Annotated in this window: 9 protein-coding genes; 4 read left to right on the forward strand and 5 right to left on the reverse strand. The window is 63.2% G+C overall.

Annotation, left to right across the window (positions count from 1 at the left end; all coding sequences use genetic code 11):
- Positions 1 to 59: 59 nt before the first annotated feature.
- The 3 genes from MF4836_RS16835 to acnA form a co-directional block, all read right to left on the reverse strand.
- The gene (locus MF4836_RS16835; protein ID WP_078471192.1) at positions 60 to 1,625 is read right to left on the reverse strand and encodes a methyl-accepting chemotaxis protein; all 1,566 of its coding nucleotides are present in this window, start codon (positions 1,623 to 1,625) and stop codon (positions 60 to 62) included.
- A gap of 231 nt (positions 1,626 to 1,856) precedes the next feature.
- Positions 1,857 to 2,648 carry a CPBP family intramembrane glutamic endopeptidase gene (locus MF4836_RS16840; protein ID WP_078471193.1) on the reverse strand — a complete coding sequence of 264 codons (792 nt, stop codon included), beginning with the start codon at positions 2,646 to 2,648 and terminating at the stop codon, positions 1,857 to 1,859.
- A gap of 157 nt (positions 2,649 to 2,805) precedes the next feature.
- Entirely contained in the window at positions 2,806 to 5,547 is a 2,742-nt protein-coding gene (acnA, locus tag MF4836_RS16845; RefSeq protein ID WP_078471194.1) for an aconitate hydratase AcnA, read from the reverse strand.
- A gap of 204 nt (positions 5,548 to 5,751) precedes the next feature.
- Between acnA and rlmM the strand changes: the two genes are divergently transcribed.
- Positions 5,752 to 6,825: a 23S rRNA (cytidine(2498)-2'-O)-methyltransferase RlmM gene (gene rlmM, locus MF4836_RS16850; RefSeq protein ID WP_078471195.1), complete on the forward strand. Its 1,074-nt coding sequence runs from the start codon at positions 5,752 to 5,754 to the stop codon at positions 6,823 to 6,825.
- Positions 6,826 to 6,938: 113 nt separating this feature from the next.
- The gene (tusA, locus tag MF4836_RS16855) at positions 6,939 to 7,190 is read left to right on the forward strand and encodes a sulfurtransferase TusA (protein WP_078471196.1); all 252 of its coding nucleotides are present in this window, start codon (positions 6,939 to 6,941) and stop codon (positions 7,188 to 7,190) included.
- Here tusA and MF4836_RS16860 read toward each other — a convergent pair.
- Positions 7,187 to 8,596, reverse strand: coding sequence for an MATE family efflux transporter (locus tag MF4836_RS16860; protein ID WP_078471197.1), 1,410 nt, complete (start codon positions 8,594 to 8,596; stop codon positions 7,187 to 7,189). The two genes, tusA and MF4836_RS16860, sit on opposite strands and share 4 nt — an antisense overlap.
- A 190-nt stretch (positions 8,597 to 8,786) precedes the next feature.
- On the opposite strand from MF4836_RS16860, the gene pdxB reads away from it, so the two are divergent.
- Positions 8,787 to 9,929, forward strand: a complete 1,143-nt coding sequence (gene pdxB / locus MF4836_RS16865) for a 4-phosphoerythronate dehydrogenase PdxB (RefSeq protein WP_078471198.1) — start codon at positions 8,787 to 8,789, stop codon at positions 9,927 to 9,929.
- 96 nt (positions 9,930 to 10,025) lie between these two features.
- Here the strand turns inward: pdxB and MF4836_RS16870 are convergent, their stop codons facing one another.
- Positions 10,026 to 10,205 (reverse strand): PA1571 family protein, encoded by a 180-nt coding sequence (locus tag MF4836_RS16870; RefSeq protein ID WP_078471199.1) that lies wholly within the window; start codon positions 10,203 to 10,205, stop codon positions 10,026 to 10,028.
- A 255-nt stretch (positions 10,206 to 10,460) separates the two neighbouring features.
- Here MF4836_RS16870 and MF4836_RS16875 point away from each other — a divergent pair, with 255 nt between their 5' ends.
- Positions 10,461 to 12,227 (forward strand): ABC transporter transmembrane domain-containing protein, encoded by a 1,767-nt coding sequence (locus MF4836_RS16875; RefSeq protein WP_161955747.1) that lies wholly within the window; start codon positions 10,461 to 10,463, stop codon positions 12,225 to 12,227.
- Positions 12,228 to 12,327: the final 100 nt, after the last annotated feature.

The following is a 12,327-nucleotide window of genomic DNA, read 5'->3' on the forward strand; positions in this document are numbered from 1 at the left end:
ACGACGCCCATAAAAAAACCGGAAGCCTGGGCTTCCGGTTTTTTTTACCGCTCAAGGCATCAGCGGTTGAAGCGTTCCACCAACGAGTACTGAGTGTTGGCGGTGCGGGTCAGCTCTTCGCTCAGTTGCGCCGAGTGCTGGGCCTGTTCCGACGTTTGATCGGCCAGTTGCGCAATGGTGCTGATATTGCGGCTGATCTCTTCGGCCACGGCGCTTTGCTCTTCGGTGGCCGCGGCGATCTGGGTGGTCATGTCGGTGATATTGGCCACCGCCTCGCTGATGCCGATCAGTGCCTGGTCGGCTTCCAGAACCCGTGCCACCCCTTCTTCGGCCTGGCGATGCCCGGCGTCCATGGTTTGCACGGCGGTGCTGGCGGTTTGCTGCAGCTTGGCGATCAGGGTGTGGATCTGCCCGGTGGACTCGCTGGTGCGCTGGGCCAGTTGCCGCACTTCATCGGCCACCACGGCAAAGCCGCGACCCATTTCCCCGGCGCGCGCCGCTTCGATGGCGGCGTTCAGCGCCAGCAGGTTGGTCTGGTCGGCGATGCCCTTGATCACATCGACCACGCCGCCGATTTCATCGCTGTCCTTGGCCAGCTGGGTCACGGTCAGGCCGGTTTCACCCACAACCACCGACAGGCGCTGAATCGCCTCGCGGGTTTCGCCGGCGATGTCGCGACCGCGACCAGTCAGGCGGTTGGCTTCCTGGGTCGCGTCGGCGGTGCGTTGCACGTGGCTCGCCACTTCCTGGGTGGTGGCCGCCATCTGGTTTACCGCAGTGGCCACTTGTTCGGTCTCGACCCGCTGGCGTTCCAGGCCGGTGGAGCTCTGGTGGGCCAGGGTGTCGGACTGACGGGCTTGCTCGTTGAGGTGCTCGGCGGTGTCCTGCAAGCGTGTCAGGCAGGTTTTCAGGCGAGCTTCCTGGCTGAGGATGGACATCTCCAGACGCGCCTGTGCGCCACGGCTGTCGGTGTACATCTGCGCGATCAACGGGTCGGAGGTGGTCTGTTCGGCCAGGCGCAGCAGGCGCTTGAGGCCGCGTTGCTGCCAGCTCAGGCCGAGCAGGCCCAGGGGCACCGACAGCGCCGCGGCCAATGCGAAGCCCCAGTGGGAGTTGAGCCAGGCGCCGATCATGAAGCTCAGCTGGCTGACCAGGATAAACGGCAGCCAGTCCTGCAGCACCGGCAGCCATTTGTCGCGTTTCGGAATGGCCGACTTGCCCTGGTTGATGCGCTGGTAAAGCGCTTCGGCGCGGCGGATCTGTTCGGCAGTGGGCTTGACCCGCACCGACTCGTAACCGACCACCTGATTGCCTTCGAACACCGGCGTGACATAAGCGTTGACCCAGTAGTGGTCACCACTTTTGCAGCGGTTTTTGACAATGCCCATCCATGGCAAGCCTTGTTTCAGAGTGCCCCACATATGCGCGAACACCGCAGCTGGAACGTCTGGGTGACGGACCAGGTTGTGCGGTGCGCGAACCAGCTCTTCACGCGAAAACCCGCTGATCTCGACGAACGCGTCGTTGCAGTAGGTGATCACGCCTTTGGCATCGGTCGTGGAGATCAACCGTTGCTGAGCCGGGAAGGTACGTTCGCGCTGGGTGACGGGCTGGTTATTACGCATGGTTTTTCAATCCGCAAGGCTTTGATGTGTTGTCGGCCGGGTCGGCCAATTATTGAGATTATTTTTCAATAATCTGCACCAGGTCTCATTGGCGGGAGGTGTCGCTTGCAAATAAGCGTGAGGGGCAGTTGTCGCCGTAGAGCGAGGGCAACAATCAATAGGCTTGGGCGCGGGCAGTCAATAGTACTGAAGTACTGTTTATAAGTACTTCAGTGCCAATTGCCGGCGGATTCAGCCCGCGAGCATGGGGTAGGTGAATAGCGCGAAATGCAGCAGGTTCAGGCCGACGTGGGTGGCCAGCGCCGCCCCCAGGCCGCCAAACCGATAGGCCAGGCCATAGCCGACTCCGGCGATGCTGGCCAGGAGCATCCATTGCCAGCCGGCACCCAGGTGCACCAGGCCGAACAGCAGCGCGGCGCACAGCAGTGACAGGTTCTGACCGTAGGGCAGGTGGTGCAGGCGCCGGCTCAACCCGCCCTGGATATAGCCGCGAAACAGCGCTTCCTCGACCAGGGTGACCAGCAGCAGGTTATTGAGCAGCCACAGCCAGGCCGAGTCCGGCCATTTTGGCGCCCAACTGATGATGCCAAGCCACACCGCGCCACCCAATGCCGCGAGCGCACTCAGCGCCAGCGCCATGGCGCCTGCGTACAGCCCGAGGCGCAACGAGCGGCGGCCGACGATCCAGGGGCAGGCCAGCAACAGCCAGAAGCCGATCAGCGGCTTGTCCAGGTTCAGGTACATGGAAAACGGCACGGCGTCGTCAGTGAAGCGCTCGGGACCGATGGCCCGGCCGTTATGGAAGCCGGGCAGCCAATGCATGGCCAGCGCCAGAGCCAGCACCACAAACAGGCCGTGGCCGAGGTAGCGACCAACGGGGCTTCGGCGCTGGCGCACCGCCAGGCCCGCGCACAGCAGCAGGGCCACCGGCACGGCGGCTAGCAGACCCAGCTGGCCATAGGTCAGGGCCAAGGCGTAGCCCATGGAAAGAACAGCCAGGTACAGCCATGGCAAGGCGCTCATGGGGAATCCTTGTTGCAAAAAATGGGTAGATGGCGTGCCGGTGCAGCCATCGTGCGCGGCGGGGGATTATAGCGAGGCAGGCAAGGCGGGGCAGGGCGACGAAAAACACCGCCCGAAGGCGGTGTTTTGTCAGCGTGGTTCAGGACCCGATCGCGTCTTACGAAGCGATCAGTTGGCGTAGCACGTAGTGCAGAATCCCCCCCGCCTTGAAGTACTCGACTTCATTCAAGGTATCGATCCGGCACAGCACCTCGACTTTCTCCTGGCGCCCATCCTCGCGAGTGATGACCAGGGTCAGGTTCATCCGTGGGGTCAGTTCGACGTTGGAAAGGCCGAGGATGTCTAGGGTCTCCTTGCCGGTCAGGTTCAGGCTCTTGCGGTTCTGATCGAGTTTGAACTGCAACGGCAGCACGCCCATGCCCACCAGGTTGGAACGGTGGATGCGCTCGAAGCTTTCGGCAATCACCGCCTTGACCCCCAGCAGGTTGGTGCCCTTGGCCGCCCAGTCACGGCTGGAGCCAGTGCCATATTCCTGGCCGGCAATCACCACCAGCGGCGTGCCACTGGCCTGGTAACGCATGGCGGCATCGTAGATCGCCAGTTTCTCGCCGGTGGGAATGTAGATCGTGTTGCCGCCTTCCTCGCCGCCGAGCATTTCGTTGCGGATACGGATGTTGGCGAAGGTGCCGCGCATCATCACTTCGTGGTTGCCACGGCGCGAGCCGTAGGAGTTGAAGTCCCGCGGTTCCACCCCTTGCTCGCGCAGGTATTGGCCCGCCGGGCTGTCGGCCTTGATGTTGCCGGCCGGGGAGATGTGGTCGGTGGTGACCGAGTCGCCAAGCAGCGCCAGGACCCGGGCAGCGCTGACATCCTTGATCACCGGCAGCGGGCCGGAGATATCGTCGAAGAACGGCGGATGCTGGATGTAGGTGGAGTCCTTCTGCCAGACATAGGTCGCGGCCTGAGGCACTTCAATGGCTTGCCATTGCTCGTCGCCGGCGAACACTTCGGCGTATTCCTTGTGAAACATCTGGGTGCTGACCTGGGCCACCGCGTCGGCGATTTCCCGGCTGCTGGGCCAGATATCCCGCAGGTACACCGGCTTGCCGTCCTTGCCTTCACCCAGAGGTTCGCTGCTGATATCGGTGCGCACAGTGCCGGCCAGGGCATAGGCCACCACCAGGGGCGGCGAGGCCAGCCAGTTGGTTTTCACCAGCGGGTGGACCCGGCCTTCGAAGTTGCGGTTGCCGGAGAGCACCGAGGCCACGGTCAGGTCGGCCTTCTGGATGGCTTTCTCGATCGGCTCGGGCAGCGGCCCGGAGTTGCCGATGCAAGTGGTGCAGCCATACCCCACCAGGTCGAAACCCAATTGGTCGAGGTATTGAGTCAGGCCGGCGGCCTTGTAGTAGTCGGTGACCACCTTCGAGCCCGGTGCCAGGGACGTCTTGACCCAGGGTTTGCGCTTCAGGCCTTTTTCCACCGCTTTTTTCGCCACCAGGCCGGCCGCCATCATCACGCTGGGGTTGGAGGTGTTGGTGCAGGAGGTAATGGCCGCGATCACCACCGCGCCGTTTTTCAGGCGATAGGTCTGGCCTTCGTAGTCGTAGTCGGCTTCGCCCACCAGGTCGGCATTGCCCACGGCCACGCCACCGCCACCTTCGCTTTCCAGGCGGCCTTCTTCCTTGGTGGTGGGTTTGAATTGCAGGTCCAGGAAGTCACTGAAAGCCTGGCCGACGTTGGGCAGGGAAACTCGGTCCTGGGGCCGTTTCGGTCCGGCCAGGCTGGCTTCCACGGTGCCCATGTCCAGGCCCAGGCTGTCAGTGAAGACTGGCTCCTGGCCGGGCAGGCGCCACAAGCCCTGGGCCTTGCTGTAGGCCTCCACCAGTTTCACCAATGGCGCCGGACGCCCGGACAGGCGCAGGTATTCCAGGGTCACTTCATCCACCGGGAAGAAGCCGCAGGTCGCGCCGTACTCCGGGGCCATGTTGGCGATGGTCGCGCGATCGGCCAGCGGCAGGTCGGCCAGGCCATCGCCGTAGAACTCGACGAATTTCCCCACCACGCCTTTTTTGCGCAGCATCTGGGTCACGGTCAGCACCAGGTCGGTGGCGGTGATGCCTTCCCTGAGCTTGCCGGTGAGCTTGAAGCCGATGACTTCCGGAATCAGCATCGACACCGGCTGCCCAAGCATCGCGGCTTCGGCTTCGATCCCGCCCACGCCCCAGCCCAGTACGCCGAGGCCGTTGATCATGGTGGTGTGGGAGTCGGTGCCCACCAGGGTGTCGGGGAAGGCATAGGTGCGGCCGTCTTCGTCCTTGGTCCAGACCGTGCGTCCGAGGTATTCCAGGTTGACCTGGTGGCAGATACCGGTGCCCGGCGGCACCACGCTGAAGTTGTCGAAGGCACTCTGGCCCCAGCGCAGGAAGGCGTAGCGTTCGCCGTTGCGCTGCATTTCGATGTCGACGTTCTGTTCAAAGGCGCTGGTGGTACCGAACTTGTCGACCATCACCGAGTGGTCGATCACCAGGTCCACCGGCGACAGCGGGTTGATGCGTTGCGGGTCGCCGCCGGCCTTGGCCATGGCCGCGCGCATGGCGGCCAGGTCGACGACGGCGGGCACGCCGGTAAAGTCCTGCATCAGCACCCGCGCCGGGCGGTATTGGATTTCACGATCGGAGCGGCGCTCCTTGAGCCAGGCGGCAATCGCCTTGAGGTCGGCGCCGGTGACGGTCTTGTCGTCTTCCCAGCGCAGCAGGTTCTCCAGCAGGACCTTCAGCGACATCGGCAGTTTGTCGAGGTCGCCCAGGCTCTTGGCGGCCTGTGGCAGGCTGAAATAGTGGTAGGTCTTGTCGTCGACTTTTAACGTTTCAAGGGTTCTCAGGCTATCGAGGGACGGCATTGAATGACTCCTTATGGTCCGCACGGCTACGGACCTGACGGGACGGACAGAGCTCTTAACCTAGCCCTGTTTTAAGTAGCTGGCTAATAACTGGACTCTATGGACAAGTCCAAGGTTCCGAACTCGGCTATCATGCGCCCGTTTTCGTGACAGGCTTTGCTACAGGGCAAGTCCGCGATTCATTGACGTTGCCCAGGAGATTCGATGAACACCCTCTTTATGCATTGCCGCCCAGGTTTTGAAGGCGAAGTCTGCTCCGAGATCGCCGACCATGCCGCGCGCCTCAACGTGGCCGGCTATGCCAAGGCCAAGACCGCTGCCGCCTGCGCCGAGTTTGTCTGCACCGAAGACGACGGTGCCGAGCGCTTGATGAAGGGGCTGCGCTTCGCCGAGCTGATCTTCCCTCGGCAATGGGCGCGGGGCATGTTTATCGATCTGCCGGAAAGCGACCGGATCAGCGTGATCCTGGCTCATCTGGCGAGCTTCCCGACCTGCGGCAGTTTGTGGCTGGAAGTGGTGGACACCAATGACGGCAAGGAACTGTCGAACTTCTGCAAGAAATTCGAAGGCCCGCTGCGCAAGGCCCTGACGGCCGCCGGCAAGTTGGTGGATGACCCAGGCCGGCCGCGTTTGCTGCTGACCTTCAAGAGCGGGCGTGAGGTGTTTGTCGGCCTGGCCGATGCTGGTAATTCGGCGATGTGGCCGATGGGTATTCCGCGGTTGAAATTCCCGCGCGAAGCGCCCAGCCGTTCGACCCTGAAGCTGGAAGAGGCCTGGCATCACTTCATCCCCCGTGATCAATGGGACGAGCGCCTGCACAGCGACATGACCGGTGTCGATCTGGGTGCCGCCCCCGGCGGCTGGACCTGGCAACTGGTCAACCGCGGCATGTTGGTGACGGCCATCGACAACGGGCCGATGGCCGAGAGCCTGATGGACACCGGCCTGGTCCAGCACCTGATGGCCGACGGCTTTACCTTCAAGCCCAAGCAGCCTGTGGACTGGATGGTGTGCGACATCGTCGAGAAGCCGGCGCGCAACGCTGCCCTGCTGGAAACCTGGATCGGCGAGGGACATTGCCGCGAGGCTGTGGTCAACCTGAAGTTGCCGATGAAGCAGCGTTATGCGGAAGTGAAGCGCCTGCTCGAGCGCATCGAAGAGGGCTTCAAGGCCCGTGGGATTCGTGTGGCGGTGGGGTGCAAGCAGCTGTACCACGACCGTGAGGAAGTGACCTGCCACCTGCGCCGGCTGGATGTCAGCAAGCCTAAGGCCCGTTGAGAACCGGCGTGGCCTGGTGGTCGCGCCCGCAACAATTCATCTGAAAAAACATGGCTACGGATGACCTGGTTTCGGTGTTGCGCGACAATGCCGGCCAGTTTCAGGAGTGAGTAATGAACCCAACCATCGATACCCCCGTTGACGGGACCCTCGACGCCACGGGCCTCAATTGCCCGGAGCCGGTGATGATGCTGCACCAGCACATCCGCGACCTGGCGCCTGGCGGCCTGCTCAAGGTCATCGCCACCGACCCGTCCACCCGCCGCGACATTCCCAAGTTCTGTGTGTTTCTCGACCACGAACTGGTGGCGCAGCAGGAAGAGGCCGGAACCTATCTGTACTGGATCCGCAAGAAGCTCGCTTAACCCAGCGAGCGGCTGATGCGGATCCGCTTGCGCGCACTGCGGGTCAGGCGGATCGACAGCATCAGCGCCGCGCAGCTCAGGCCCACGATCAACCCTTCCCAGAGCCCGCTCGGGCCGCGAGCGGGGCCGAACCAGTCGGTCAGCCCCAGCGCATACCCCACTGGCAAACCAATGCCCCAGTAGGCGAACAGGGTCAGGACCATGGTCACCCGGGTGTCCTGATAGCCACGCAGGGCGCCGGCGGCGGTGACCTGGATCGCGTCGGAAAACTGGAACAGTGCCGAATACACAATCAGCATCGACGCCACATGGATCACCATGGGGTCGGTGGTGTAGATGCTCGCAATCGGTCCGCGCAGCAATAGCATCATGCTGGCCGAGAGGCAGGCATAAGCCAGCGCCGTGCCCATGCCGACCCCAGCGGCAAACCGCGCCTCACGTGGTTCGCTGCGGCCCAGGGCCTGGCCGACCCGCACGGTCACGGCCATGCCCAGGGAGTAGGGGATCATGAACACCAGTGAGCTGACGTTGAGGGCGATCTGGTGCCCGGCGACCACGGTGGCGCCAAGGCTGCCGATCAGCAGGGCAATCACCGCGAAGATGCTCGACTCGGCAAATACCGCAATGCCGATGGGCAGGCCGATGCTCAACAAGCGCTTGATCACCGCCCATTGCGGCCAGTCGAAGCGACCGAACAGGTCAATGTTGCGATAGGCCGGGGCCCAGCGGGTCCAGCTGGCCATGCCGAACATCATGGCCCACATCACGATGGCCGTGGCCCAGCCGCAGCCGACGCCGCCCATGGCCGGCACGCCGAAGTGGCCATAGATGAACACGTAGTTGATCGGGATATTCAGCGCCAGCCCGCACAGGCCCATGACCATGCTCGGCCGGGTGCGGCCCAGGCCGTCGCTGAAGCAGCGCATGACGTGATACAGCGCCACTGCCGGCAGGCCGCTGGCGATGCCGCGCAGGTAGCCCATGCACGGCTCGATCAGTTCGGGGTCGACCTTCATCAGGTGCAACACCGGCTCGGCGTTGAACAGAATCAGGGTCGCCATCAGCCCCACCACCAGCGCCAGCCACAAGGCCTGGCGCACCAGCGGGCCGATTTCGCCAGGCAGCCCGGCGCCGTGGCGTTGCGCAACCTTGGGCGTGGTTGCCAGCAGGGTGCCGGTCATCAATAGAAAGACCGGGATCCAGATCGAGTTGCCCAGGGCCACTGCCGCCAGGTCCCGAGGCCCGACCCGGCCGGCCATCACTGCATCGACAAAGCCCATGGCGGTGGTCGCCAGCTGCGCGATCATGATCGGCAGCGCCAGCCCAAGCAGGTTGCGCAGCTCGAGATAGACCCGGGCGGGGCGCTTGAGGGAAGTGGCGGCGGGGGTGTCGGAGACAGAATTCACAGGCGAAGCGTCCATAGGTGGGGTGGCGCAGGACGCGACATTCTACGCGTTGACGCTGCGGTCAGGAAAACATCCTGTGTTGCGGATTTGTAAGCGCTGCAGCCCGCCTGAAATCGGGCTGCGGCGGTATTGGCGCTGGCCCCTGACCCTCCACTACGCCTACACTGCGGCTCCGCGAAAGGAGCCTGCCATGCTGATTGTTGCCGACGAAAATATCCCGCTGATCGAAGAGTTCTTTGCCGGTTTCGGTGAAATTCGCCGATTCCCAGGACGCTCCATCGACCGTGCGACCGTTGCCGAAGCGGATGTGCTGCTGGTGCGTTCGGTGACCAACGTCGATCAAGCCCTGCTTGAAGGCAGCAAGGTGCGTTTCGTCGGCACCTGCACCATTGGCACCGATCACCTGGACCTCGAGTACTTCGCCCAGGCCGGTATTCACTGGTCCAGCGCGCCGGGTTGCAACGCCCGTGGCGTGGTGGAGTACGTGCTCGGCAGCCTGTTGACCCTGGCGGAAATCGAAGGCGTCGCGCTGCCCGGGCGTACCTATGGCGTGGTGGGTGCGGGCGAGGTGGGCGGGCGGCTGATCCAGGTACTGCGTGGCCTGGGCTGGAATGTGCTGGTGTGCGACCCCGTGCGCCAGGCCGCCGAAGGTGGCGACTACGTGAGCCTGGAACAATTGATCGAGCAGTGCGACGTGATCAGCCTGCACACGCCCTTGACCCGCAGCGGCGAACTCTCGACCTGGCACCTGCTGGATAAGGCGCGCCTGCAACAACTCAGGCCGGGTACCTGGCTGATCAACGCTGCCCGTGGCCCGGTGGTCGATAACCACGCCCTGCGCGAAGTGCTGCTTGAGCGCGAAGACCTGCAGGCAGTGCTGGACGTGTGGGAGGAGGAGCCCAGGGTGGATCAGGCCCTGGCCGATCTGTGTGTCCTGGCCACGCCGCATATTGCCGGTTACAGCCTGGATGGCAAGCAGCGCGGCACCGCGCAGATTTACCAGGCCTACTGCCGGTTTTCGGGCCAGGCGGAGCAGGTCAGCCTGGATACGCTGCTGCCCCAGCCGTGGGTTTCGCACCTCTGGCTCAACGCCAATGCCGACCCTGCCTGGGCGCTGGCGACTGTCTGCCGCGCGGTGTACGACCCGCGCCGGGACGACGCCGACTTCCGGCGCAGCCTGGGCGGCACCCCGGCCGAGCAGCGCAGTGCCTTCGACGGCCTGCGCAAACACTACCCCGAACGCCGTGAGATCGACGGCCTGAGCGTGCACATTCAGGGCGATTCGCCAGCGCTGCAGCAGATCGTCATTGCCTTGGGTGCGACCCTGGCCTGAATAGCCTGCGGCGGGTCGCGAGGCCCGCGCAGTGGGGAAAGGCAGGCATAAAAAACCCGGCGTCGAGGCCGGGTCAAGAGAATGCGAGGCGAGGGCTCAATCTTGCTGGGCAGGCTTGACCAGTCGCTTTTCCAGTTCGCGGCATGCGCTCTGGATCATGTCTTCAGTAATCGGTACTTCGCGACCCTGAGCGTCGATGATGGCACACCCTAGAGACTGGTTTGGCTGGGTACGAATCACTTGAATCTTGTCATCGCTGCTGTGTTGCAAGGACATGGCCTGTCTCCTCATCAGGTTGTGTGCTTAGTTTATAACCGCCAGGTGACCGGGCTGTGACAGCGGACTACAGGGCCCCGGCAGTGCTCTCACTCCACCAGAAATCCCCCACGAGTGCCAGCCGGACATTAGATCAATAGCCTCTAGGCTCTAGTGTCAGCGGTCATATTTAACCTGACTCATTGTGATTCGCGTAAGTTCCGGCCAATGGGTCGGTGTAGGCTTGGCAGTGCCTCGCTCCTGGTGACCTATCGGATGATCGTCATGCTTTCTTCGCACCAACGCCGGGCTATTCGCCTGGCCAGTCAGTTTATTGCGCCTTACCGCTGGCAGGCCCTCGGGGCACTGCTGGCGCTGATCGTCACCGCCGGCATCACTTTGTCCATGGGACAGGGCATTCGGCTGCTGGTGGATCAGGGTTTCATGACCCGTTCGCCACACTTGCTCAATCAATCCATCGGCCTGTTTCTGTTGCTGGTGCTGGGGCTGGCCGTGGGCACTTTCGCCCGTTTCTACCTGGTGTCGTGGATCGGCGAGCGGTGTGTGGCAGATATTCGCCGGCAGGTGTTCAACCACCTGATCTACCTGCATCCCGGGTTTTACGAGAGTAATCGCAGCTCTGAAATCCAATCGCGGCTGACCGCCGACACCACCTTGCTGCAGTCGGTAATCGGTTCGTCGCTCTCGTTGTTCCTGCGTAACGCGCTGATGGTGATCGGCGGCATCGTGCTGCTGTTTATCACCAACCCCAAGCTCACCAGCATCGTGGTGGTAGCCTTGCCGCTGGTGCTGGCGCCGATCCTGATTTTCGGCCGGCGGGTGCGCAATCTGTCGCGCTTGAGCCAGGACCGTATCGCCGATGTCGGCAGCTATGTGTCCGAGACCCTTGGCCAGATCAAGACCGTGCAGGCCTATAACCACCAGCGCCAGGACGAGCAGCGATTTGCGCTGACCGTGGAAGAGGCGTTCAACACCGCGCGCAAGCGTATCGTCCAGCGTTCCTGGCTGATCACCCTGGTGATCGTGCTGGTGTTGGGCGCGGTCGGGGTGATGTTGTGGGTCGGTGGCATGGACGTGATCGCCGGACGGATTTCCGGTGGCGAGCTGGCGGCGTTCGTGTTCTACAGCCTGATCGTGGGCAGTGCGTTCGGCACGTTGAGCGAGGTGATTGGCGAGTTGCAGCGAGCGGCGGGGGCTGCCGAGCGAATTGCCGAGCTGCTGCGCTCGGAAAGCATTATCCAGCCGCCGACCACTGATGGGGTGGCCCTGCCGCCGCGAGTGCGGGGTGAGCTGGCCCTGGAAAATGTGCGCTTCTCCTATCCTTCACGGCCTGAAAGCAATGCGGTGGATGGCTTGAGCCTGGAGATCCATGCCGGCGAAACCCTGGCCCTGGTCGGCCCGTCAGGCGCCGGCAAGTCGACCATCTACGATTTGCTGCTGCGCTTCTACGACCCGCAGCAGGGGCGAATCCTGCTCGATGGCGTACCGCTGACCCAGCTCGATCCACAGGATCTGCGGCGCTGCTTTGCCCTGGTGTCACAAAGCCCGGCACTGTTTTTCGGCAGCGTCGAGGAAAACATCCGCTACGGCAACCCCGGGGCGACCCTGGAGCAGGTGCGTGAGGCGGCGAAGATTGCCTACGCCGATGAATTCATCGAGAAGATGCCCAACGGTTACCAGACCCATCTGGGGGATGGTGGGCTGGGGCTTTCCGGTGGCCAGCGCCAGCGCCTGGCCATCGCCCGGGCGCTGCTGGTGGATGCGCCGATCCTGCTGCTGGATGAAGCCACCAGCGCCCTCGACGCCCAGAGCGAGCACCTGATTCAACAAGCCCTGCCCAGCCTGATGCAGAACCGCACCACCCTGGTGATCGCCCACCGTCTGGCCACGGTCAAAAACGCCGACCGAATCGCGGTGATGGACCAGGGCAAGCTGGTTGCGGTGGGCACTCATCAGCAACTGATCGCCAGTAACCCTCTCTATGCACGTCTGGCGGCGTTGCAGTTCAGCGAGAAGGAGTAGGGGCAGTTCTAAGCCGCAAGCTACAAGCTTGTAGCGGTTTTTGAGGCGCATATAAAAATGCCCGCATTTCTCAATGCGGGCATTTTGCTTTCAGGCTTGA

Origin of the sequence: Pseudomonas sp. MF4836, from assembly GCF_002018875.1 — a bacterium.
Taxonomy (GTDB): Bacteria; Pseudomonadota; Gammaproteobacteria; order Pseudomonadales; family Pseudomonadaceae; genus Aquipseudomonas.